Origin of the sequence: Streptomyces lunalinharesii, from assembly GCF_039532155.1 — a bacterium.
Lineage (GTDB): Bacteria > Actinomycetota > Actinomycetes > Streptomycetales > Streptomycetaceae > Streptomyces > Streptomyces lunalinharesii.
Genome location: NZ_BAAARK010000005.1, coordinates 54,710 through 78,739 on the forward strand (window position 1 = coordinate 54,710; position 24,030 = coordinate 78,739).

Annotated in this window: 17 protein-coding genes and 3 pseudogenes; 13 read left to right on the top strand and 7 right to left on the bottom strand. The window is 70.7% G+C overall.

All coding sequences use genetic code 11. From position 1 onward, the window contains the following. Nucleotides 1-7 precede the first annotated feature (7 nt). Nucleotides 8-3,838, top strand: a complete 3,831-nt coding sequence (locus ABD385_RS09770) for a hypothetical protein (RefSeq protein WP_344574689.1) — start codon at nt 8-10, stop codon at nt 3,836-3,838. 23 nt (nt 3,839-3,861) lie between these two features. Then, a complete protein-coding gene (locus tag ABD385_RS09775) occupies nt 3,862-5,172 on the top strand; it encodes a hypothetical protein (protein ID WP_344574690.1) in 1,311 nt (436 codons plus the stop codon). A gap of 515 nt (nt 5,173-5,687) precedes the next feature. On the opposite strand, the gene ABD385_RS09780 is transcribed toward ABD385_RS09775, so the two are convergent. The 3 genes and pseudogenes from ABD385_RS09780 to ABD385_RS09790 all read right to left on the bottom strand — a co-directional run. Beyond that, nucleotides 5,688-6,056 carry a hypothetical protein gene (locus tag ABD385_RS09780; RefSeq protein WP_344574691.1) on the bottom strand — a complete coding sequence of 123 codons (369 nt, stop codon included), beginning with the start codon at nt 6,054-6,056 and terminating at the stop codon, nt 5,688-5,690. Nucleotides 6,057-6,772: 716 nt separating this feature from the next. Further along, nucleotides 6,773-6,966 (bottom strand): annotated as a pseudogene (locus ABD385_RS09785) (tyrosine-type recombinase/integrase); the annotation flags it as partial. Nucleotides 6,967-6,972: 6 nt separating this feature from the next. Next, nucleotides 6,973-7,170 (bottom strand): annotated as a pseudogene (locus tag ABD385_RS09790) (replication initiator); the annotation flags it as partial. Nucleotides 7,171-8,004: 834 nt separating this feature from the next. Between ABD385_RS09790 and ABD385_RS09800 the strand changes: the two are divergent. The 4 genes from ABD385_RS09800 to ABD385_RS09815 all read left to right on the top strand — a co-directional run bounded on the left by ABD385_RS09800 (nt 8,005) and on the right by ABD385_RS09815 (nt 10,824). Beyond that, nucleotides 8,005-8,208 carry a cold-shock protein gene (locus ABD385_RS09800; protein ID WP_030323642.1) on the top strand — a complete coding sequence of 68 codons (204 nt, stop codon included), beginning with the start codon at nt 8,005-8,007 and terminating at the stop codon, nt 8,206-8,208. A gap of 296 nt (nt 8,209-8,504) precedes the next feature. Then, complete coding sequence (locus ABD385_RS09805; protein WP_344574693.1) at nt 8,505-10,010, top strand: DEAD/DEAH box helicase; 1,506 nt, start codon at nt 8,505-8,507, stop codon at nt 10,008-10,010. A gap of 45 nt (nt 10,011-10,055) precedes the next feature. After that, complete coding sequence (locus ABD385_RS09810) at nt 10,056-10,454, top strand: CBS domain-containing protein (RefSeq protein ID WP_344574694.1); 399 nt, start codon at nt 10,056-10,058, stop codon at nt 10,452-10,454. Nucleotides 10,455-10,512: 58 nt separating this feature from the next. After that, a complete protein-coding gene (locus ABD385_RS09815; RefSeq protein WP_344574695.1) occupies nt 10,513-10,824 on the top strand; it encodes an SCO5918 family protein in 312 nt (103 codons plus the stop codon). 124 nt (nt 10,825-10,948) lie between these two features. On the opposite strand, the pseudogene ABD385_RS09820 reads toward ABD385_RS09815, so the two are convergent. Further along, nucleotides 10,949-11,269, bottom strand: a pseudogene (locus ABD385_RS09820) (hypothetical protein); the annotation flags it as partial. A gap of 703 nt (nt 11,270-11,972) precedes the next feature. Here ABD385_RS09820 and ABD385_RS09825 point away from each other — a divergent pair. The 5 genes from ABD385_RS09825 to ABD385_RS09845 all read left to right on the top strand — a co-directional run bounded on the left by ABD385_RS09825 (nt 11,973) and on the right by ABD385_RS09845 (nt 15,331). Next, nucleotides 11,973-12,311, top strand: coding sequence for a MerR family transcriptional regulator (locus tag ABD385_RS09825; RefSeq protein ID WP_189543364.1), 339 nt, complete (start codon nt 11,973-11,975; stop codon nt 12,309-12,311). A gap of 341 nt (nt 12,312-12,652) precedes the next feature. Further along, nucleotides 12,653-12,952, top strand: coding sequence for a WXG100 family type VII secretion target (locus ABD385_RS09830; RefSeq protein WP_344574696.1), 300 nt, complete (start codon nt 12,653-12,655; stop codon nt 12,950-12,952). Between the two features lie 74 nt (nt 12,953-13,026). Continuing rightward, nucleotides 13,027-13,323, top strand: a complete 297-nt coding sequence (locus ABD385_RS09835) for a hypothetical protein (protein WP_344574697.1) — start codon at nt 13,027-13,029, stop codon at nt 13,321-13,323. A 48-nt stretch (nt 13,324-13,371) separates the two neighbouring features. Next, nucleotides 13,372-14,070, top strand: coding sequence for a hypothetical protein (locus ABD385_RS09840; RefSeq protein ID WP_344574698.1), 699 nt, complete (start codon nt 13,372-13,374; stop codon nt 14,068-14,070). A gap of 10 nt (nt 14,071-14,080) precedes the next feature. After that, complete coding sequence (locus ABD385_RS09845; protein WP_344574700.1) at nt 14,081-15,331, top strand: hypothetical protein; 1,251 nt, start codon at nt 14,081-14,083, stop codon at nt 15,329-15,331. Nucleotides 15,332-15,408: 77 nt separating this feature from the next. On the opposite strand, the gene ABD385_RS09850 is transcribed toward ABD385_RS09845, so the two are convergent. Continuing rightward, on the bottom strand, nt 15,409-19,818 hold the full coding sequence (locus tag ABD385_RS09850; RefSeq protein ID WP_344575020.1) for an FtsK/SpoIIIE domain-containing protein: 4,410 nt from the start codon (nt 19,816-19,818) through the stop codon (nt 15,409-15,411). 248 nt (nt 19,819-20,066) lie between these two features. On the opposite strand from ABD385_RS09850, the gene ABD385_RS09855 reads away from it, so the two are divergent. Continuing rightward, on the top strand, nt 20,067-21,008 hold the full coding sequence (locus ABD385_RS09855) for a hypothetical protein (protein WP_344574701.1): 942 nt from the start codon (nt 20,067-20,069) through the stop codon (nt 21,006-21,008). Between the two features lie 3 nt (nt 21,009-21,011). Here the strand turns inward: ABD385_RS09855 and ABD385_RS09860 are convergent, their stop codons facing one another. After that, the gene (locus ABD385_RS09860) at nt 21,012-21,596 is read right to left on the bottom strand and encodes a sigma-70 family RNA polymerase sigma factor (protein WP_344574702.1); all 585 of its coding nucleotides are present in this window, start codon (nt 21,594-21,596) and stop codon (nt 21,012-21,014) included. A gap of 147 nt (nt 21,597-21,743) precedes the next feature. Next, nucleotides 21,744-22,514 carry a LamG domain-containing protein gene (locus ABD385_RS09865; RefSeq protein WP_344574703.1) on the bottom strand — a complete coding sequence of 257 codons (771 nt, stop codon included), beginning with the start codon at nt 22,512-22,514 and terminating at the stop codon, nt 21,744-21,746. A 444-nt stretch (nt 22,515-22,958) separates the two neighbouring features. Between ABD385_RS09865 and ABD385_RS09870 the strand changes: the two genes are divergently transcribed. Beyond that, nucleotides 22,959-24,029, top strand: a complete 1,071-nt coding sequence (locus ABD385_RS09870; protein ID WP_344574705.1) for an HpcH/HpaI aldolase/citrate lyase family protein — start codon at nt 22,959-22,961, stop codon at nt 24,027-24,029. Nucleotide 24,030: the final 1 nt, after the last annotated feature.

Here is a 24,030-nt window from a genome sequence, read left to right on the forward strand (position 1 = left end):
CACTGAGATGACCGAAGCCATCGAGCCCGCTGCGGGTGTGGAGCCGGGTGACACGACCGATCTGATCGTCCCGGTCCGGCTCCACGCCTTGGTGTCCAACGACATGGTGAACTCCGCCGGCGGGCCGTTCTCCCGCTGGCGCACGGACTATGCGTTGATGCTGGAGCACGGCACCCCTCCGGAGCCGCCGGCCGGGCAGGGCGCCGAGGAGGAGGTGCCGTTCGGGGTGCGCTTGCAGTGGCAGTTCCCCGAAGCACTCGCGGCCGGGCACTACGACGAGAAGACCGAGGTGACCACGTTCCCGCTGGTCCCCAACCGGTGGCTGATCGTGCGGTACTTCGACCCCAAAGGACAGTCGACGCCGGCGGACCGGAACACGGTGCACGCCAAGGGCTGGCTCGTGCACAGCGATTACCTGGAGAGCGACTACCCCGACCGGGACGAGGAAGCCGAACTTAAGGTGCCGCGGTTGCGGGATTCAGAGTCGGCGCAGACCACGTTCCTCAGCCTGGTCACCGACGTCACGGACGAACCATGGACCGATCCGGGAAGGCGCGAGCCGTTCCTGACCGCGGTCGGGCCCGGGCTGCCGGCCTTCGCCGCCTACGAGCCCTACCACGAGGGCGTCTTCTCCTTCCACGACGACCTCAAAGACCTCGAAGACGGCGCGATCGACACCTATCCGCCGGACAACCGGCTGTCCTACCTGGCCGTCGGCTGGTACTCCGAGGAGCCCGCCGACATCCTGGCGCAGGCACTCACCATCCCCGGCCTGCTGCCGCCGGACCGCACCGACCCCGAGGCCGTCCTGGAAGCGCTCGGGTGGGCCCTCCCCGGCCCCGTCCCCGGCACTCTGCGCAACACGCTGTACGTCGGCACTGCCCTGGGCGTCACCTGGAAGCAGCGGAAGTACCTGCCTCCGTCGGACAAACCCGACCCCGTCAACGATCCCCTCAAGGTCGCCGTCGGACACAGCGTCGGCGATGCCGCCGCCGCACTGACCGCGCTCCAGACCCGCTCGGCCGAGACCGGGGACCTGCTGTCGGCCCTCTACCACGGCACCATCGACTCCTTCGACGCCCCCGGCGGAGACGACGAGCTGGACGAGGCGCTGCGCAGCACCTGGTTCGCCGGGCACGAGGCCGGCTATGCATGGCGGTTGGTGGAGCGGCGCGATGACGGGTTCGACGGCGACACCGAGAGCAGCGCCGCCGCACGCCGCGCCGCACGTGCGGCCGATCCGCAGTGGCTGGTACGGCTCAACGAGCAACAGACCTCCTACGACGCGGAGCTGCCGAAGCTCAGGAGCCTGCAATGGCGGACCTGGACGCTGTGGTTCCTGCGGAACCGGGCAGCGCGCGAGGGCGCGCACGCGCCGGGCTTCGACGCGGCCGCCGACGCGCAGCTCGACCCGGCGGCGAGCCCGAACGGCAAGCCGTCCATCGCCAAGCTCACCAAGGAGCAGTACGAGAAGGTGGCGGCGCTCGCCCAGGGCCTGCCGCACGGCGACACGCCCGAGGAACTGGAAGCGGCGATCGCGGACTTCGCCGCCCGCCCGGACGTCGACGTGCCGGAGGGACTGGCGCTCCAGCGCGAGATGTCGGAGAACTACCACACGCCGGCCGACCCGGTCGTTGTCATCGAGGGCGCCAACATCACCGACCCGCTGGCACGCGACGAGCCGCTGCCGGTACGACTGGCCGGGGACCTACTGCGCTCGCTCAAGATCGGCGACTCGTTCGAGGATGTACCGGCGAACCCCCCGGCGCCGCGGCTCAATGGTTTCCCACCTCTGCTGCGGTCGCTGCTCGCGGAGTTCGCGCTGCTGGACAAGGCAGCGTGGACACCGGCCGCCGCCCCCGGTCCGACCGCGCTGCACAACGCGATCGCCCATCCCGACCTCAACGTCACCGGGAACCTGGCGGAGTACACGGCGTTCTGGAAGCAGCCCTGGCTGCCGATGTATCTCCAGTGGGACGTGCGCTACATCCCCACCCCGTTCCGGACCGAGGACACCGAGCACTGGGAGTTCGACGGGAACGCGTACACGTGGAGGGGCACCGGATCGACCGCCGAGGACGCTTCGTCGTCACTGCGGCGGATCTTCAGGGGCCGGTCCTTCCTGACGCCGACCATGCGCTACGTGGTGGAGCGACAGCTGGACCGGTACCTGCAGACGTATCCGGACGCCGAGGCCATGGGTGTGCGGCAACTCCACGAAGATGCAGCGGACTTGGACATGCTGTCGCAGACCCTGGACGGGTTTCACGACTGGCTGCTGACACAGAGCGGCGAGGCCCGGCCGCTGCAGTCCCGGATCCCCGTTCCGTCCGCCCTAGAGCCGCTACTCGGCGACGCGGCCACGTGCCCCGCACCGGGCGGCCACAGCGCCACCGATCCCGCCGACGACACCTTCCAGCCGGTCCGCGCCGGGCAGTTCTTCTTCTACGACCTGCGGATCATCGACCGCTTCGGGCGGGTCGTGGACCTCACCAACGGAGCACAGAACAACTACGAGCGCTTCTCGCCCGTCCGCGCCGTCAGCGTCCTGCCCGACGCGGGCAAGCCGCTGTATCCGGACCCGATCGGTGCACAGCGGTTCGTCCAGCTACCGCCGCGCCTGCTGCAGCCGGCGCGGGTGCGCCTGGCCGCCGTGCCGGCCCTGGACGGCGCCACATTGCCCGCCGCCCCGACGGCGCGGGACGCCGGGACGCCAGCCACACCGGTCGCTGGGTGGCTGCTGGTCAACCATCTGGACGCAACGCTGCTGGTCTACGCACCCGACGGCTCGCCGCTGGGCGAGCTGCGGGTCCTCAACACCGCCCAGGCCATCGCATGGAACCCGCTCCCTCACTCACCCTTCCCCGACCCGGAGTCGCCCGGGTTCACCGCCGCCTATCCGCGCCTGGCCGGCTGCATCGCGGGGCTGCGCGGCCAGACTTCACCGCACCTGGCGTTCGCGGCACTGCTGGACACGATCGACGGCGCGCTGGACGGCATCGAGGACTCGTCCTCCCAGAACGACGCGGTCCCGTCCCGGCTCATCGGCCGCCCGGTGGCCCTGGTCGGTGCCGACCTGACGATCGACCTGCAAGGGCTTCCGCTGACCGACCCGGGCTGGAACACCGCATCGATCCCACCCTCGGACGGTGTGGTCGCAGGGACCGCCTCGGTGGACACCGCCTCCGGCGAGGACTACCCGGGCCGCGACGGCTATCGCTGGCCGGTCCGGCTGGGCTCGGCCGAGCGGTTGACCGACGGCCTGATCGGCTACTTCGCCTCGGCCTCCGGCCCGGACGGCGAGGTCAGCTACACCACCCTGTTCACCGAGCAGCCGACCGACGCGCACCCCTACCTGCAACCGGTCGGCACCGGCAGTGGCATGGCGCTGCCGGCCACGCTCCCCGGCGAGGCGGCCGTCACGCACCACCTCAGCGTCCTGATGAACCCCCACGCCGCCGTGCACGCCACCACCGACATCCTGCCGGTCGTCCGCCTCGCCCTGGACGCGGACTTCGTCCACGCCTCGCTGGCACAGATCCGCGCCTCGTTCCGGCTGCATCCACTGCTCGCGGTGGCCCGACCTCCGGTGTCGGAGGACGAGGCGGCGTTCGCGCGGGCGTCGGGGCCGGGGTCAGGGCTCGAAGAGGACTCGATCGTCATGCCGCACCCCGCGGCGTGGCACGGCGACTGGACCTGGGCCGAGCCCCGGGACCGGGGCGGGGACGTGCCGGAGTGGCTGGAGTTCCCGATCGCCATGGCGGACACCTACGCATACCCCGGCGAGCCGGTCGCCGAGGCACGCGCCGGATACCTGCAACTCAAGCCCCGGGACTGAAGACGGAAAGGAGTCTCACTTCCATGAGCATGACAGTATCGGCGGCCGACTCTCTGCTGAGCTGCACGATCGAGCCGGACCCCGATCCTCTGACGGTGTCCACGGCCAAGGACCCAGTCATGGGCAGGCTGGACATCACGGTAGGACTCGGAAACTTGGGCCCGGCCTACTGCAAGAGCGTCACCGTCCGGATTCCGATCGGCGCGGATGCCTCCGCGCTCACCGAGAACCGTGCACACCTCACCTCGGCTGTCTCCGGCGCGACCGGCTGGATCGCACGCGACGGGTTCGCCGATGGCACCTGGCAGGTGTTCGAGTTCGTGCCGGAACGGCCAGTGCAGGTCACCGAACGCACCGTCACCCTGATCGTCTCGCAGATCGAAGTGAACACAACGGTCGGCGAGGCGACCATCGAGATCATCGAAGAGACCTCCTCGACCCGCGAATCCTTCACTTCGAAAACTACCGAAGCACCCGTGATGAAGTTTCCGGCGGAGTTCGTGTTCCGTAACTTCCGCCCGACCAAAGTCATGGTCAACAACGGCGAGCACGCGTGCCTGAAATGGGATGGCAGCGCGGATGCCGCCTACACGATGTATTGGGGCCGCAACAACTGCAAGGACGTCTCGAAGGTCCGCGAGTGGGAAACCCCCGAACCGCTCAGCGCCCCCACCGGCTTCATGCTCCAAGCCGCAGTGACCGCCGGCGGCCAGACACTGACACACACACTGACCACCGTCGTGATGGTCGAACGGCCCGACCTCGAAGTCGGCAATCTCATCGTCTACGGCGACCTCAAAGCCGAGTCGGGGACTGTGCGGATCAGGGATCTGCGGGGCCCGTCCGGCGTTCCCCTGAAGATCAACAGCAACACCGAGTTCCTGACCGGCAACAACGTCACCATCACGGACAACCTCGCCATCGACGGCAACCTCAACGCGAACGGCGACCTCAATGCGAAGGGCAATCTCAACGCCGTCACCGACGGCAAGACGGTCCGCATCCGCGATCTGCGGGGCCCGTACGGCATTTCCCTGAAGATCAACAGCAACACCGAGTTCCTGACCGGCAACAACGTCACCATCGGAGGCAACCGGGCGCTTCGGAATGGTGACACCCTGCGCTTCGTAAGCCACAAGGGCAGGTATCTTCAGGAGGGGGCCGACTACGGCGGAGAAAAGGAAATCGCTGAAACCTCGCGGACGCTCTATAGCAACGCCAAATGGGTAACAAACCATGTATCCTCTGCCACTTCGTCCCATGAGGCAGAGGATGGCCGAGAGCCGCTGGAACCCATGGAAGCGGACCCCGTCGACACTGGCGCCGAAGCCTGATTTCGGTGCGATGGGGCCGCCCGCGCAAATCACCTTCCCAGCCCCGGTTGCATCGGCAGAAATCCGCCGCTCAGGATCGAGGTCCGGTCGGATGATGGCTACTCGGCCCACACCCCGTTCGGCCTGCTTCAGCTTGCGGGCCTATAGCCGGCCGCCTGGTTCGGGCCGGTCCGGCTCGGGCCGTATGGGGTGACTGTGAAGGGCGTCGTGCCCGCCATGGCCGAAACCCCGATGTCCGCGGCATCGGCCAGGAGGCGCTCGCCGGCCTCACCGCGCAGGTGCTGACAGGCCGCATCGTGACGCCGGAGGAGGTCACCCTCCTTGTGCGTCATCTGGCCGGCTCGGCCCCAGCGAGCGTACTAGGACGCCGTGGTACGAGGAGAGATCCCCGCCCTGCCGCAGTGGGCCGGCGAGGCCGTCGACCTTATCGACGACCTGCCGTCGGCGGCCGGCCTGGTCGGTTCCCCGGCCGTCCAAGCCGAGGAGGTGCTGACCGGTCCCGCGAGGATGTGGCGTCACTTTCCCTCGGGGCCGACCGTCTTCTTCTTCTGGAACGGGGCCTGGTCCTGGCCCAGCTCCTTGTCGATCTTGTACAGGTCGGCGCTAGCGTGCTCGCCCAGCGCCACCAGGTGGAAGCTACCGGAGGGATCCTTGGGGTAGTAGAAGAGGGTGACGCTCGAGTTTGTACCGGCTTTGCCGGCACTGGCGTGGAAGACCTGCCGCTGTTCGCCGTCGACGACGTGGTTCCCGCTGTTTTTCCCTTGGCCGTTGTACGCCTGATTCAGGGCTTGGCCCAGCGCGGTGACTCGCCCATTGCCTACGTAAGTTGTGAGGTCCTTCTTCGCCGCGTCCTGATTGGCATAGGTCTCAAGTGTCCTCGTCATGACGACTCCTTGTCGATGCGGTCCTGTTTCCTTCAGGCAGTCTCCGCATCATGTTCCGGTCCTCCGGGCAGGACAACGGCGCAGGACCGCCCAGTCCGCCCTGTGGCCGACCCTGGCCGGGGCCAGCTGGCCCAACGAGACGGCGGAGCGCGTATCACCCGCGATCACCAGGCTACGTACCTACCCGAGCCGGGCGATACCGTGATCAAGGCAATTGCAGGGAGTGTCCGCCATGGGACTCATCCGTTCCGCCGGGGCAAGCAACTGGCGTTCGCCAAGACCGGCCGGCGTTAAGGTCGCCCGCTGCAGCAGCAGGCGCGAGTAGGGCGCCTCCCGCAGCCGTGCCCCCTCCGTGCCCTCCAGGCCGGACAACACCGGTCCGCAGGGGTGCGACGGAAGGCCGCCCGGAGGCCCGGAAAGCGGCGTTTCCGCAGTTCAGGCGGCAACCGAGTGCCCCAGCCCCCTTGATTCCCAAGCTCAGAGCGCGGGTTCGATTCCCGTCACCCGCTCCAGACGAAAGCCCCAGGCCAACGGCCCGGGGCTTCTTCGTTGTCCAGACCGCGCTCAGCATCTCGTGCCCGTTGCGTGCCCGACTGGCTTGGGGCGCGATCAGCTTTGGCCTTCAACCGTGCAGCCTGCACGTGCGAGTTGATGCCGTCCGCCACTTCCTTCTGCCGTTCGACGTCCGAGTGCTGGTACCTCATGGCGGCCTTCGTCGAGGACTGGCCGGCGCCCTTGATACGGCACGGGTTGCGACGGATCAACTCGTCTTCCACAGCCGTCGCCATGACAGCCTTCAGCAGCCTGTACGACTTCGCCACTGTCGTCTTGGCTCCCGTTGCCTCCAGACGCTCAGCACGCCAAGTGCGCACCCGAGGCGGGGGATCTCGTCGAGGGGCAGCTCCTCGAATGTCAGGGCGCGTTGCTGGTTGGCGCGGTAGTCGGCGCGGACCTGGCGGAGGGTGCCGAGGGTGGTGGAGTAGGAGCGGGACTTGGTGGAGAAGCGGCCGCGGAAGCCGCGCATGTGGGCCCACTCTTGGAGCTTGCGGTCCGGGTAGAGCGGGTGGAGGTCGAGGCAGGCCGCGATGAGTCGGGCGGGGCGCCGATGGCCTGGGCGTCGAGCTGCGTGCCCCCGGTGAGGGTGCGTGCGCCCGCTCGCCTGTACGCGGCGACCATGGCGACGGAGGCTGCCGGGAACTGCCGCCACACGAGACGGGCCGACACCGGCCTGCCCCAGGTGTGTGCATTCATGGACAGGGCCATCGATGAGCAGTTCAGCAACGACACTTTGTCACCGCGCAGATGACCTGTTCGGCGAAGAGCAACTCATCGAGTGGACCAACCGAGCCGTCCGTGACCACATGGCGGTGCGGCCCGATGGGCGAAGGCAGCCGTCACGGAAGTCGAGCCAGAGCACACACGACCCGCCGTCCGGGAGGGCGGGCAACGGCGTTTGCCCACTGTGCTTGCCACGAGAACTCGCCTTCCCAGAAGGATGGTTGACCGGAGGAGGTCGGCGGGCTCGCGGCCACAGGGTCTCCTGCGAGCTGCCGGGAGGGCTTCCCGTGGCCCCGGCCCCGGCCCCGCAGACACAGGTTCCGATGGGCTGCAGACGTTGCAGCAGGTCGGCCTCCTTGCTTTCGAAAAACGCTGCACTCGAGGTAAATGAATACCTGTGCCGGCGACCTCAGAATTTAACGGCCCTCACTGGGAGAGTTTTTGCCGCAGCACGCACGGGGAAATGTGTGACACACACAAGCCCCCACGTCGTGCTACTGTCGGACTCGGTTGCAGTTTTGGTACCCAAAAAACTCAGGCGCCCCCGGTCGGCCCCGATGCCACAGGGAAGCGCTTTGTATTTCCGGTCATTTTCCGGGCGGGGCATCATCGCGGCGACGCGGTTTCCGTACAGTACGGATTCCGGTGTACTGCCCAAAGGAGATATGACATGGCTACTGGCACCGTGAAGTGGTTCAACGCGGAAAAGGGTTTCGGCTTCATCGAGCAGGACGGTGGCGGCCCTGACGTGTTCGCCCACTTCTCGAACATCGCCGCCCAGGGCTTCCGCGAGCTGCAGGAAGGCCAGAAGGTCAGCTTCGACATCGCGCAGGGCCAGAAGGGCCCGACGGCCGAGAACATCGTTTCTGCCTGACGCCGGCGCGCATTTCGTAGCTGGGGCCCGCATCCCTCGGGGTGCGGGCCCCAGCTGCACGCGTTTCCGCAACGGTTCGTCCGCGGGCACAAAACATTGTGGCACGCAGGCGCCTCGGAACCGCGCCCGGCGATGCGCCAGATTCTTTTTCGCACGCCATCCATCATCTTTGTGTACGTCGGCACGGATTTCCCGTGGGCCACGTTCGCATTTCATTCGGTCCGTGCCAGTGATTCCCCGCGCTGCTCTTACGCTGCGGAATTCCTTGATACGCGCCGTATCAAGGAAGGTTCTGTATGAACCCCACACGCACGAACAGCCGTTCCTCCCGTACCCGCCGCAACGGCGGCCACGGGTACGACTCCGCTGCCGGTTCGATTCGGGGCAGTCGCTCCGGTTCGTCCGCCCCGAGCCGTTCGGCAGGTCCGAGCCGTTCGGGTGGCAGGCGGCCTGCCGCGATGCAGGGAGAGTTCGCCCTGCCCGAGACGGTCACTCCGGCGCTGCCCGCAGTCGAGGCGTTCAGCGACCTCGACATGCCGAGGAGCCTGCTGGCCGCGCTCACCGCGCAGGGCGTGGCCACGCCGTTTCCGATCCAGGGTGCGACCCTGCCGAACTCTCTGGCGGGCCGTGACGTCCTGGGCCGTGGCCGGACCGGCTCCGGCAAGACCCTCGCCTTCGGCCTGGCCCTGCTGGCCCGCACCGCCGGGCAGCGCGCCGAGCCCCGTCAACCGCTGGCCCTGGTCCTGGTTCCCACCCGGGAACTCGCTCAGCAGGTCACCGATGCCCTCACCCCTTACGCCCGAGCCGTGAAGCTGCGCCTGGCCACCGTCGTCGGCGGGATGCCGATCGGCCGGCAGGCGAACGCTCTGCGGAGCGGCACCGAAGTCGTCGTCGCCACCCCCGGTCGCCTCAAGGACCTCATCGACCGCGGCGACTGTCGGCTGAACCAGGTCGCCATCACCGTCCTGGACGAGGCCGACCAGATGGCCGACATGGGCTTCATGCCCCAGGTCACCGCGCTCCTGGACCAGGTCCGCCCCGAGGGCCAGCGCATGCTGTTCTCCGCGACCCTGGACCGTAACGTCGACCTCCTGGTCCGTCGCTACCTCACCGACCCCGTGGTCCACTCCGTGGACCCTTCCCAGGGTGCGGTCACCACGATGGAACATCACATCCTGCACGTGCACGGTGCCGACAAGCACCGGCTGACGACGGAGATCGCGGCGCGCGACGGCCGGGTGATCATGTTCCTGGACACCAAGCACGCCGTGGACCGCCTCACCCAGGACCTCCTCGCCAACGGTGTCCGGGCTGCCGCCCTGCACGGCGGTAAGTCACAGCCGCAGCGCACCCGCACCCTCGCCCAGTTCAAGACAGGGCACGTCACCGTGCTGGTCGCGACGAACGTCGCGGCGCGCGGCATTCACGTCGACCACCTCGACCTCGTCGTGAACGTGGACCCGCCGACCGACCACAAGGACTACCTTCACCGCGGCGGCCGTACCGCGCGGGCCGGCGAGTCCGGCAGTGTCGTCACCCTGGTCACCAACAACCAGCGCCGCGCCATGACGCGCCTCATGGCGGCCGCCGGCATCGTGCCCCAGGCCACCCAGGTCCGCTCCGGCGACGAAGCGCTCCGTCGGATCACCGGCGCCCGGACCCCCTCCGGCATCCCCGTGACGATCACCGCGCCGGCACCCGAGCGACGCAAGCGCGGCACGGCCTCCCGCGGTCGACGCGGCCCCGCCGCGGCTGCCCGGCGCATGAGCGGGCGACACTCCGCCTTCGACGCGGCGGCCTGAGCACCGCGTGATCCGGAAACCGACCCATCTCGGCAGGAGGCAATGGTGACGCTGGTCCAGATGCAGCCCCACTCGGCGAACGTCCGTCCCGTGCCCCGGGCGGCGCTCGACGCCACGGACACGGCCGGGCCACAGGTCTGCGACGACATGACCATCGAGGTGGCCCTGTCCGTCATGGCCGGTGCCAGGACCGGCCACCTGAGGGTCTGCGACGACGACGGTCTGTGCACCGGACTGGTCACCCAGGCCCAGCTCACCACCGTCCGCGACGGCCCCGCCTACACGGACCGGCTCCAGCTGCGCGACATCCTCGGCGACCGCGGGCCGCACACCTCGCCCGCCACCATGACGGCCGAGCACGCCACGCACCACCGCCGGCCCGCTACCCCGTCCGCCGTGGACGAACAGGACAGTGCGTCGGGCGTCCTCGCCCCGGCCCTCTGAACCGTCGCAGCACGGCGGAACAATCTCCTTCCTCTCTCTGTGATCCCTGTGAGGCATCGTGCGCTGTGTCATCGCCCGCTTCCCGTTCGAACTCACCAGGAGCGGCGTCCTGGACTCCATGAAGGGCGTCAAGCCCGAGAAGGTCGTCGGCGAGTCCGTGATCATCGGCCGCCGCACCTACCCCGTCAAGCAGGTCGGCGAGGTCATCACCCGCCAGGATCGCCGCGACTTCAGTGCCGACGAAGTCCTCCGGGCCATGACCAAGCTCGGCTTCACCTGCCGCAGCCTCCCCCAGACCGCCGCCCCCACCAGCGCCCTCGGCCCGCTCCAGCACGCCTCCGCGGTGCTCGGCGTCCGGGCGGCCGTCTGACTGTCCGACCGTTTGGCTGAGGGGCAGCGCGAGCCGACCACCGAACAGCCACGAGGGCCCGACCGGCACCCGCCGGCCGGGCCCTCCCGCGTACCGGTGCGTTTCTCCGCGCGGCGCGACGTCGGTGATCGGAGTAGCCGAAGTCACCCGTGGTCCAGGCGCTGAAATCCGCGATCGAGACGCGGTACATCCCACCCGTCTCCGGGATCCCCACCGTGCCCTGAAGGATCCGCGCCATAGGGAAGTGCAGATACGGGGGCTGTCCTCCCTCCGGCCCCCGTTGCCTCCACCCGGCTTCGGGCGCCAGCCGACCGGTGATGACAGCACCACCGGTGACCGCGGTCGCTCTGGCGAGCCGGTTGGCCACGGGCCAGCCGGAGCCTCCGGCGAGGTCAATTACCTCCTCACTGGACACGCGAAAATCTCTGTTGGCCACAGTAGACATTGAGTGGTGGCATGGTTATGGTTTCTCTCGTAGCCCAGAGAGACAGCAGGGCCTGGCAGAGAAGAACTGCCGGCAGTACATGGAGTTGCAGGACGGTGTGGCAGTGGAGTTTCGAAGCCAGGGTTGTTGCAGGACGGCGACGGGACTGACGGCCGGACCGGGTGGCCCGCAGTGAGGGGCCGCCAAAGCGGGACCGCTGTCATGGAAGTTGCGGTACCCGTGAGTGCAGTTCGCCGTACCCAGCAGTGAAGTGACTGAGCGGTACCTCGGTGAAGGCGTCGGCTGCGGACGCGCGCACCGGGAAGTTCGGCAGTGGGGTTCCAAGCCAGAGCAGACGCACGAAGGGCAACGGGGCTGGCTGCCGGAGAGCGGCGCTGTCACAGGCCGCTGAGCAGTTCGCATCGCCAGGAGTACGTAGTGCCCCATGGCAGGTAGTTGATCACCGAGGGAAGAACGGAGGAGCCCGCGCCATCAGGATCGCCCGAGCCGGAGCATGGAGCCCGGGTACCGCAGGACATCGATAGTGAGGTGGTCTCCGGTCAGGCAACCGCGATCCCCGCACTCCCGACAGCAGCCAGGTCGGGTCTGCGGACACAGAACGCCGGTGCAGTATCAGGGCCGGCAGGTGGTGTAGTAGTTCCTTCGGGGCCCTGGTGCCGTACGGCACCAGGGCCCCTCCATGCGTTCCACAAGAGAGGTGCAAGTGACAGCAGACGACTCGTACGGCCGGCTTGACGACGACGACTACCCCGCCTACACGATGGGCCGGGCCGCCGAGATGCTCGGCACCACCCAGGGCTTCCTCCGCGCCATCGGCGAAGCCCGCCTGATCACCCCCCTGCGCTCCGAGGGCGGCCACCGCCGCTACTCCCGCTACCAACTGCGCATCGCCGCCCGCGCCCGCGAACTGGTCGACCAGGGCACGTCCATCGAGGCCGCCTGTCGCATCGTCGTCCTGGAAGACCAGCTGGAAGAGGCGCAGCGCATCAACGCCGAGTACCGCCGCGCCGCCGAATCGGCAGAGCCGCCGACCGAGGACTGAGGCGGTGCGCGCCCGCCGGACACCACCGGGCACCGGCGGGCACCGGCGGGCACCGCACACGGATGCAGGCGATTCCCCTGGTGGCGAAGTGTGTGGACGCACCGCTCCAGATCGAGAGCCCAGCCCAGGGGTACAACCCCGCGGCTGGGCTTCTTTGTTGTGTGCGGTGTGCGGGGTTCGCGCGCCCGGGGCCGAGTGGGGGGCGGGGTGGTGGGCGGTGCGGGGTCGGGATCTTTCGTCACCGTTCCGCAACAGGCCGAACCGCGTTGGCGGGTGCCCCGTACAGCCGGGTGTGAGCGGCCGAGCGGCCGCGGTGATCCGCAACGAGAGAAGGAACCGACATGGCCGGCGGCAACATCAAGATCAGCCCGGACGAGATGCGGGAGGCCTCCACCTGGCTGCAGAACCAGAAGGAACTGATGCAGCAGAGCCTGCACGAGGCCAACACCAAGATGGACGAGATGGTCGAGGCGGCCTACGCGACGCCGGGTTCCGAGACCAAGTTCCGTCCGTTCTGGGAGGAGTACAAGAACGGCACCGAGAAGGCGATCGAGGGTCTGCAGGGCGTCAGCGAGTTCATCAAGCAGGTCGCCGACGCGTTCGTCGACACCGACGACCAGACGTCCGGTGCCATCGGCTGACGTGGCCTCGTCTCCGGTCCCGCCCTCCGGTCGGAGGGCGGGACCGGACGGTGTTGGCCGGAGAGGAACAGCCGATGACCCGCATCGAGGTCCCCATCGAGGACCTGAACGAGACGGTCAAGTCCCTCGACGACATCGGGGAGCGGATCAACAACACCGCGCGGCTCAGCGACGTCGGGTCGAAGAGCGACGTGGGTGATTCGACGCTCGCCGAATCCCTCGCGTACTTCGACCACCAGTGGAGCGAAGGCCACGAGAAGGTGCAGGACAACGTGAAGGTCTTCTCCGAGAACACGAAGAAGATCTCCGACGCCTTCACGCAGACGGACGACGAGACCGTCAAGGCGCTGGACGAGTCCAAGAAGAGCTGACGAGAGCCCGTGGGCACCAGAGCCCCGTTGGTAGAAGGGACACGCGTCATGACGCATCCGGTCACGGACCGGACTCCGGGGGCACCCGCGCACTACAAGCTGCGCTACCCCGGTTCGTGGTGGTACCTGGACCTCGACCCGAGCACCCGGGACGCCTCCATCCGCCGCCGCATCGAGCACCAGGCGAGGGGAGTTCCGCAGCTCTCCCGCGAGCGGCTCGACGGCCTGATCCGCACCACCCGGCACACGGCCCGCGAGGCCTACGCCCGGGGGGCGCTCCAGGCGGCGGGAATGGTGGCCTTCCCCGGCGGGGACTCGATGCTCAGCGCCACCTCCGTCGTGGTGCGGATGCCCGTGCCGGAGGACCAGTCGGCGGACCTGGCCGAGGTGCTGTTCGGGGCGGGCATGCGGGCCGACGGGCCGCAGAGCAGCGGGTACCCGCCGCGCGAGGTGGAGCTGTTGGAGCTTCCGGAGGTCGGGCCGGTGGGGCGGATCGCCTCGATCGAGGACATCGACTACAAGGGCCGGGCGGTGCGCACGGCGCTGGTGCACACCCTGTTCCCGATCCCGGGCCGCCGCGAGTACCTGGTGGTCTCCAGCTCCACGCCCAACGTGGAGCTCAGGGAGCAGTTCTTCGAGGTGTTCGACGCCATCGCGGGGACGCTGCGCTTCGTGAACGTGCAGAGCAAGGACACGGCCGTGCCGGCCGCACAGGGCCCCCAGGGCATGGACGAGAACAGAAAGTGAGGGCGCGGCAATGGCGCGGCCAGCGGTGTCCGAGTGGGAGACGGTCTTCGGGTTCTCGGACGACCCGACGCCGGGCGATGCGGAGATGCTCACGACGCTCGCGGGCCGGTACCGGGCCGTCGCGGACGACGCGGACCAGGCACTCCCCATCGTCAGCGGTCTCAAGGGCCGTCAGATCGGCGAGGGCAAGGCCATGGACAAACTCCGGGACAAGCTCGGGGACCTGGCCACTCAGGTGGAGAAGCTGCACAGTTCGTACGACAAGGCGGCCCGCGCGCTGAGCACGTACGCCGACCAGCTGTCGGACCATCAGCGCAAGGCGGACGCCGCCATGGTCGACGGGCGGGACGCCAAGGAGCGGCTGCAGCGGGCCACCGACGCCGCCACCGCGGCGGGGTCCGTGATCAGTGGCCTGGACTCGGCCGACCCGCCGGCGCCCGACGACGAGGCGGCCCGGCGCAGCGCGCGGCAGGCCATGGAGAACGCCCGGCACGACCAGTCCTCGGCGCAGGGGGACGTCGACGCCGCCCAGCGGGACCTCGACGCCGCCCGGATGCTCGCCGAGGACGCGCAGGAGCTGCGCGAGTCGGACGCCTCGACGGCGGCCCGGGCCCTGGACGACGCGTCGAGCGAGGCGGTCGGGGGCAAGTCGCTCTGGGACAAGATCAAGGACATCTTCAAGAAGGTGCTCGGCTTCATCAGCGCCGCCCTGGGGATCATCGCCATGCTCATCCCCGGGTTGCAGGGCCTCGGGCTCATCCTGACGATCGCCAGTCTGGTCACCGCGGCCATCCCCTTCATCATGAACATCGTCGACAGCATCCAGTCCGGCGAGTGGGACATCCTCGACATGGTCCTCAGCGGTCTGGGGCTGGTGCTCGGCGGCATCGCCCTCGTCAAGATCGCCAATTTGGGCGGGATCGCGAACACCCTCAAGACCGTCGGGAACGACCTCAAGACGATCCAGATCAACATCAAGAGCGTGGTCCCCACCCTCAAGGGGTTCGCCGGGTTCAAGGATCCGACGACCTTCGTCAAGGACATCCTGTCGAAGTTCCCGGGCGGGACGATGAAGGTGCCGGACGTGCTCAAGCAGCTGCCGGACCTCAACAACATCTGGATCAAGACGGGGCCGTGGATCGACCAGAGCTCGAACCTCATCGGCGTGGCCGGGCTCGGCTGGGCGATCAACGGGGCCGTCCCCAACGGCTCGAAGGGCACGACCGTGCAGGACTCCAGCTACCTGGAGGGATCGACCTGATCCGGGCCGCGTCCCGCACTGCGTGAGGGCTCCCGCCCCGGCCGCCGCCGGGGTGGGAGCCCTCTGCCGTGGGGACTTCAGCTCCCGGCCGGCGGGAGCACCGTCTCCGGGACCTGGACGGTGCGCAGCACGCCGTCGCCCAGGTGCAGGATCGCCCGACCGGGGCGGGTCGCGCCCAGGCGGCTGCGGGGCACCTTGACGCCGATCAGTTCGCCGTCGCTCATGTTCTGCGGCTTCAGCAGCAGACCGCACCGGTTGCGGCGGGCCTCGGTGTGCCAGCCGGAGAACCCGGAGGAGAGCCGGTCGGTCTGCCCGGCGATCACCAGGCCCCGGCCGCTCTCGGCACCGGACTTGGCGATCGACGTGAGGACCGGCTCGGCCTTCGACTTCAGCAGCAGGTCGGCGTCGTCCAGGAGCACCACGGCGCCCTGCGGCGAGGACGCCAGCGCCTCCTCCAGCGCGAGGGGGTCGATGTCGGACTCGTCGAAGACCGCGAGGACCCCGGGCCGGCCGGCGAGTCGGCGCAGCGGCGACCGGGCGGGCGCGCCGATGACGACGGGCGTCCCGACCGACAGCAGCGACAGGGCCAGCGTCGCGAGGACGGTGCTGCGGCCCGAGCGGGCGGGACCGGCGACGAGGAACGTCGACGTGATGCCGAAGTCCGGCCCGAACGCGGTGAGTTCGTCGCCGCCGACGCCGGACAGCGCCCAGCGCGCGGAGGGCAGCGGCTGCGGCAGGTAGCGGACCGCCTCCTCCCAGGTGAGCCGGTCCGGCAGGGTGTCGACGCGGAACGGCCGGCTGGCGGCGGGCAGGTGGGCCGCCCGTTGGCGGCAGTACTCGGCGATCTGCTGGAGCGCCGCGGCCTGCGCCTGGCCCTCCGGGTTGTCCGTGAGGAGCGCGATCTGCACCTCCGCCTTGTCGGCGGCGCGGAAGGCACGGCCCGGCGGGATCTCGTCGGGGACGTTCCGCTGGGTGATGCCGATCATGCCGTACTCGGACTTCTCGTTCAGCTTCAGCACGAGCTTGTCCTCGGTGGAGCCGTTGACGCGGCTGGAGAACAGCGCCCGGTCGCCGGTCATCACCAGGTGGATGCCGACGCTCCCGCCGTCCCGGAGCAGGTTCAGCACGCCGGTCAGCAGGTTGCCCGCGTCGTACTCGCCGAGCTGCTTGTCGAAGACCTCCCACCGGTCGATGAACAGCACGATGTGCGGCGGCCGTTCGGCCTCCGGCAGGCTGCGGCGCAGCTCCGGCAGGTCGGCGCTGCCGTGGGCGGCGAGCAGCTCCTGCCGCCGGGCGAGCTCCGTCGTCAGCCGGGCGAGCAGCCGGGCCACCCGGTCGGGCTGGGTGCGCTGGGTGACGGCGCCGCAGTGCGGCAGCCCCTCCATGGCCAGCAGGGCGCCGTTGCCGCAGTCGATCCCGTACATGTGCAGGCGGTCCGGGGAGTGGGCGTAGGCCAGGGTGCCGGCGATGGTGCGCAGCGTCTGCGACCTGCCCTGCCGGGGGGAGCCGATGACGTGCAGGTGCCCGAGCGTCGCCGGGTCGATCAGCAGGGGGAGCCGGGCCTGTTGGGCGGGCAGGTCCACCACGCCGTACGCGACGGGCGCGAGGTCGTAGTCCGAGGGCGGGGCCGGCGGGAGTTCGCCGGCGACCAGCTGCTCGGGCAGCGGCGGCAGCCAGGGGCTGTGCTGCGCGGGGATGCCCATCTCCCGGTCGGCGTCCCGGATGGCCCGGACGAGTCCGGCGAGGTCGGTCTCCACCTCGGCGGGGGCGGCCGCGGCGCGGGGCCGCGGCGGCAGCGGTTCGCCGAGCCGCTCCCAGCCGACCGCCACCGCCCAGGGGGCCGGCAGCGAACTGGCCGCGGCACCGGGTCGGCGGCCGCCGACCCGACCGGACTGGAACGGCACCAGGGAGTTCTGGCCCAGGCGGACGTAGGCGCGGCCCGGCGTGCCCTGCGAGATCGACGCGGCCTCGGGGGAGTTGAGGACGTCCTGGCTCTCGCCGGAGTCCGTCACCCGCAGGGCGATCCGCAGGTTGGTGTTGGCGCGGATCTCCGAGGAGACGACGCCGCTGGGGCGCTGCGTCGCCAGGATCAGGTGGATGCCGAGGCTGCGGCCCCGCTGCGCGATGTTGACCAGGCCCTTCACGAAGTCCGGCAGGTCGCGCACCATCGAGGCGAACTCGTCGATGACGATGAGCAGTCGGGGCATCGGCTCGTGGCCCGCCGGGTGGCGCTCCAGCAGGTCGACGTAGTCCTCGATGTCCTTGGCGCCGACCGCGGCGAGGAGGTGCTCGCGCCGGGTGAGTTCCGCCGTCAGCGACACCAGGGCCCGCTCGACGAGGTGGGCGTCGAGGTCGGTGACCATGCCGACGGTGTGCGGCAGGTCCACGCAGTCCTTGAACGCGGAGCCGCCCTTGTAGTCGACGAGGACGAACGTCATCGCGTCCGGCCGGTTCGCGACCGCGAGCGAGGCGACCAGCGTCTGGAGGAGTTCGGACTTGCCGGAGCCGGTGGTGCCGGCGACCAGCCCGTGCGGGCCGTCGCGCTTGAGGTCCAGGAAGAACGGGCCGTCCAGGGAGACGCCGACGGCCGCCCGGGTCGAGCGGCCCCCGGCCGCCCAGCGCGCCCGGATGCCGGCGGCCTGCGGCGGGTCGAGGGCGAGCACGTCGAGCAGGCGCGCGGCACCGGGCAGCACCGCGGCCTCCTCGTCGGCCCCGCCCGGGTCGCGCAGCGGGCCCATCGCGCGGGCCAGCGACCGGCACCAGTCCTGGGACACCGCGTCGGGCCGGATACCCCCGACGGTGCCCCGCCCGGAGCGTCCCACCCGCACGGTTCCGCCGGGTTCCTCGGCGACGACGGCCTGGCACTCCTCGGGCAGCAGCCGCTCCTCGGCGTCCAGGCAGACCGCGCGGACGCCGACGGCCGGTCCGTCGCGCAGGATCTGCGCCACGCCGGGCAGCGAACGCAGCCTGCGGGCGCCGTCGAGGACGACGAGGACGTCGGGGCCGGCGGACCGCTTCCGCCGGTCCTCGCTCCCGGCGCGCTCGGCGATCAGCGCGGTCAGTTCGGCGACCCGCCGGGCGCAGGTCTCCGTGCCGTAGCCGATGCTGGCCGGGGTGTCGCCGGACTTCTTCCGCACGTGCGGCAGCCAGCGCAGCCAGGACCAGCCGTCCCGGCCCGGGCCGCCGGTCGTCAGCAGGTGGATCTGCAGGTCGCGGGGGCTGTGCAGGACGGCGGCCTGGGCGACGGCCCACTGCGCCACGGAGCGGGCGACCGGGCCCTCGCCGGCGATCCCCAGCACGTCGTGCTGGCGCAGCGGCACGGTCACCGGGACGTCGTACGCGGTCCACGGGTCCTGGCGGCGGTGTTCGTCCTTGGTCGGGTCCTGGAGCACCACGTCGGAGGGCAGGTCGGCGGTCCCGATGCGCAGTTCCAGGAAGTCGGCGTCCGAGGTGCGGCGCTCCCACAGGCGGCGCCGGGGGCCGACGGCGGTCAGGACGACCTCGGCCGGGTCCGGGAAGCCGCGGCGCCGCGCGGTGCGTTCGGCGGCCAGGGCCTGCTGCGCGTCGCCCTCGATGCGCGCCTTCTTCTCCTCGTAGGCGGCGACCGCGCCCGAGTGGGACTGGCGTCCGCTGCGCCGGCTCACCAGGTAGTTGCCGAGGATGGCGACCGGGGAGAGCAGCCCGAACAGCAGCATCGACATGCGGTTGAAGACCAGCGCGCCGGCCACCGCCATCACCAGCGGGGCGAGCGCGGTGATCCACGGCAGCGGGCGGGCGGCGGGCGCCGCGGGCGGGGCGGGCAGCGTGAAGCGGGTGGCGTTCTCGGGCGGCCGCAGCCGCGGCGGCCTGTTGTAGTCCCAGCCGGCGCCGTCCTCGGACGGCTGCACGGCCGCGTCGGGCCGTTGCGGCAGGGCGAGTTCGAGCAGGCAGCCGCCGACGAGGAGCTGCGCGCCGGCCGGCCAGGCGGTGGGCTCGGCGAGGTCCTCGCGGTCCAGTTGCGGCGGGTCGCCGTCCGGCGCGGCCGCGTCCGGCGCCACCCGGCAGCGCCCTCCGGGGCCCACCGTCAAGATGGCGAACGGCCGGTCCGGCATGGTGCGCAGCACCTGGGCGGTCCCGTCGTGCGCCAGGCCGATCCGGTACTCGCCGATGTCGAGGCGGTGCACCGCGCCCGCCGCGGTCCCGCCGACCGCACGGACCTCCACCAGCCCGTCCGGTTCGGCCGACCCGGTGCCCGCCGGGCGGCCCAGCCCGACGACGGACGCGTGGTGCAGCGGCGAGTCCCGCAGCCGCAGGTCCGCGGGCAGCAGGCGGTCGCCGGCGTACAGGCCGAGGCCCTCCGGGGGCCGGTGGACGCTCCCCCTGGCTTCGCCGGGGGGACCCCCACCCGCCCCGGCCAGCGCCTCCGCGACGGCGCCCACGGGCGTGTCGGGGTCGGCGTCGAGGTGGACGTCGAACGCGTCACCGTCCCCCTCGACCACGGTCAACATCAACGACACGAAACGTCCTCCAGCCGGCGCGAATGGGGGGCCTCGGGAGCCGTGTTCGACGGCTCCGTGCCACTGAGGTGAGCTACGGGGCCGGCCCGCGAATGGTTCACCGGCGCGCCCGTGAACCATCCGGGCGCCGGCTCCGTAGTCGCCTTGGGGGCTTCGGCGCCGCGACGCCGCCGCGGTGCCGCCCCGCTTTTCGACCGTCCCGGCTCCGCCGCCGGGGCGTCCCGACAAGGAGTCAGAAGATGATCTGGTACGTCCTGGCCGTGGTGCTGGGGCTGGCGCTGATCGGGGCGGTGGCCGCACTGGTCGTCACCGAGTGGCGGTCCCGCCCGCCGAAGCCCGTCGCCGCCTCGGCCGCCGTCGTGGGACGGGAGGCGCTGGACGTGGTCAACGCGGGCCTGCGCCGGCTGACGGGCGAGTGCCTGCGCTCCGGCCGGTCGCTGCCCGACCTGTACGCCGTCGTCTACTCCGAGGAGCGGCTCGGACTGCTGCTGGCCGGCGCGGAGGAGGCCGCCCCCGCGCCCTGGACCGCCGAGGCGGACGGCGAGCGCTGGACGGCCTCGCTCGACGCCCTGCACCGCCCCGGTCCGGAGGGCGAGCCGGCCCTGCCGTACGCGCTGACGGTGACGGTGGGGCTGGACGGCCCCGACCGGGTGCTGGTCGACCTCTCCCGGGCGACCGGACCGGTCTCCGTGACGGGCCCGGACGAGGAGGTGCACAGCCTCGTGCGGGCCGTCATCGCCGAGACGCTGTCCAGCCCGGTGGGCGCCCTCGCCGAGGTCACCCTGGTGGGATCGCTGGCCGGCGCGGGGCTGGTGACCGGCGAGGGGCCGCACAGCTCGCGGCTGCACACCGCGGCCACCCTGGAGGAGGCGTTCGCCAGGGCCACTTCGGCGGCTCCGGGGCAGCCGCAGCACGGAGCGTCGGACGTCACCCAGATCTTCCGGCTGATCGAGGGCAGCAGCCGGATCGCCGTCCAGGGCGAGGCTCCGCACCTGTTCGTCGTGGCGGCCTCGCAACTTCCGCGGCGACAAGGGGCGTTGGACGCCCTGGGGCGCGGGGACGCGCTGCTGGTGGTCGGCGAGGCGCCCGCGGGGTGGCGCTGGCGGGCCGGTGCCGGCGGCACGCTCGACACCGGACCGCTCGGCCTGAAGATCACCCGGCACGTGGGGCGTTTCGCGTGAGCCTCAGCCGGCTTCGCGCTCCTGGCCGTCGACGTGCAGTCCGCGGCTGTGCAGCGCCTCGCGCAGGGCGCGGGCCGCGTAGTGCGTCCGCGACTTGACAGTGCCCGGCGGAACGCCGAGGGCCTGGGCCGTCTGGTTGACGCTGCGCCCCAGGTAGTGCACGTGCAGCAGGACCTCGCGCTGCGCCGGCCGCAGGTCGCGCAGTGCCTCGACGAGCACCTGGGAGGTGAGGACGTGGTCCACGTCGTCCGGGACCGTCAGCTGGGCGAGTTCCGGGTCGCCGCTCTCCGGCGGCCTGGCCTGGCGGGCCCGGTGCCCGTCGATGACGAGGTTGCGCAGCACGGTGAAGAGCCACGGCCGCACCGATTCCGCGGTCGGGTCGAGTTCCCCGGCGTGCCGCCAGGCGCGGATCGCGACCTCCTGGAGGACGTCCTCGGCGCGGTGCCAGTCGCCCTCCAACCGCCGTGCGGCGAACTGCAGTAGCGCGCTGCCGTGGGAGTGGTAGAGGGCCCTGAGGAACTCGTCAGGGCGGGACTCCGGCGTGGCGGGGTCCGGTATGCGGTCTTCGGTCGAAGCGCTGGCCGACAAGGGCCTTTTCCTCTCCGGTCGTCTGTGGGCGGGACGGGTCGGCCGGCTGCGGGAGGCCGGCGGGCACTGCCGCGAGCGGTCGTGCGTGCGCTCCGTGCGGCGTGTCCGCCGGCCTGCGTCGGCGGTGAACCCGCCCCGGTACCACGGTCAGTCCGGCTCGCGGGCCGACAGCGACGCGACCTCACCGGACGTCAGTTCCCGGTCGTAGAGGTGCACGTCGGCGAGGTCGCCCTGCCAGAAGTCGACCGTCTCCCCGTTGAACTTGGCGCGTCCGAGCACCACGTCACCGGTGGGGTCCACGCCGTTGGTGGCGATCCGGCTCGCCGCCAGTCGACCGTCGACGTAGAGCCGCATCCGGTGGTCCTGCTGGCTGTACGTGCCCGTGAGGTGGTACCAGCGGCCGGCCTGCGGCTGCTCCGTCTGCTCCGCGACGGCGCGGGCGCCGGAGAAGCTGAACGCGAAGTTGTGGTCCTGCCCGGAGTACTGGAGGAAGAACGCGCTGATCCGGTCGCCGTCCTGGGACATGGCGGTGTGGAAGCCGTTCATGTCCTCGGAGCTGAGCCGCACCCGTGCGGCGACCGAGTAGTCCTTGTTCTGGGTGTCGAGCCGGGTCCCGGTCTCGGCGTATCCGCTGAGCCCGTCCACCTCCAGGGCGCCGCCGGTGGGTCCGTCGACCCACTCCGTGCGCCCGAGGACCTCCACGTCGTGCTCCCCCGCCTTCGCGGTGCCGGACTGGTGCAGGGGCCACCACGCGACGCCGCGCAGCGCGCCGGGGTCGGTGCCCGGAGCGGACGCGACCGGCTTCGCGCCGGCCGGCTGCTCGCCGGCCCCCTGGCCGCGCACCAGTTGCACGACGACGAAGGCCAGCGCGACGGTCAGGACGGCGATCGCGGTGATGAGCGACCATCTGCGCTTCATGAATCTCCCCGAAACGTGCGGCGTACAGGTGTCACTCGTAGGTCACGCGTGCGAATGTGGAGCGGTTCAACGCCCACCTGCGTTGTGACAGGGTCGTTAAACAACAGGTAATGAGTGCCCCTGAATGCGCTGCCGTGTGCCGGAAGGCGTGACGGCGTCCCAAATGGGCCTTTGCCGGCGGTCAGTTGGGGCATAGCGCCTCGTCAGCGCGGTGCGCGACGGCGCAACCCCGCGCCTGCGCCACGCAGTTCGGGCCGGGCCGGCGCCCCCTTCCCCGCCCAGGCTCCGGGTCGCGCTGAGTGGTGCGGCGACGGCCCGACCACCCCTCGCGTTCCGTGATCAACGGCACACGTACTGCCCGGTAACAAGTGGCTGGTGGCGGGCCTAGAGTGTGCGCCGTTGGCCGGCTCCGGGCCGGGCGTTCGGTGCGAGGTGGGAGACAGGGTGCGTGCTCCGAAGGACTTTTTCCGTCCGTTGGCCGTGGGGGCCCCGGAGCCGGTGCGGGAGGTGCCGTTCCGGCCGTCGCGGATGATCCACTTCTTCGATCCGGGCAATCCGCGGATGGCCGCGAAGGTGCCGGACATCGCGCCGGACGTCGACGTGCTGCTCGGGAACCTGGAGGACGCGGTCGCCGCGGACCGCAAGGAGGCGGCCCGGGCCGGGCTGGTGGAGATCGCCCGCGGGACCGACTTCGGCGAGACGCAGTTGTGGACGCGGATCAACAGCCTCGACTCGCCGTGGGCGTTGGACGACCTGCTGACGCTGGTCACCGAGGTCGGCGACCGGCTCGACGTGATCATGGTGCCGAAGGTGGAGGGCGCCGAGGACATCCACTACGTCGACCGGCTGGTGGCGCAGCTGGAGGCGAAGGCCGGGGTGCGGCGGCCGATCCTGCTGCACGCCATCCTGGAGACGCCGCGCGGGGTCGCGAGCGTGGAGGAGATCGCCGGGGCCAGCCCGCGGATGCAGGGCATGTCGCTGGGGCCGGCGGACCTGGCGGCGAGCCGGCGGATGAAGACCACCCGGGTCGGCGGCGGGCACCCCGACTACCTGGTGCGCCAGGACCCGCAGCCGGGTGCGGCCGACGCCCCGCGGGCGGTGTTCCAGCAGGACCTGTGGCACTACACGATCGCGCGGATGGTGGACGCCTGCGCGGCGCACGGGATCCTGCCGTACTACGGGCCGTTCGGCGACATCAAGGACACCGTGGCGTGCGAGGACCAGTTCCGCAACGCGTTCCTCCTGGGGTGCGTGGGGGCGTGGAGCCTGCACCCGGTGCAGATCCAGATCGCGAAGAAGGTGTTCTCGCCGGCGCCGGCCGACGTCGCCTGGGCGCGCCGGGTCATCGCGGCGATGGGCGACGGGACCGGGGCGGTCATGATCGACGGGAAGATGCAGGACGACGCCACGGTCAAGCAGTGCCGGGTGGTGGTGGAGCTCGCCGACGCGCTGGTGACGCGCGATCCCGCACTGCGGGCGGCGTACGCGGCGGCGAGCGACGAGGGAACGGAGTAGC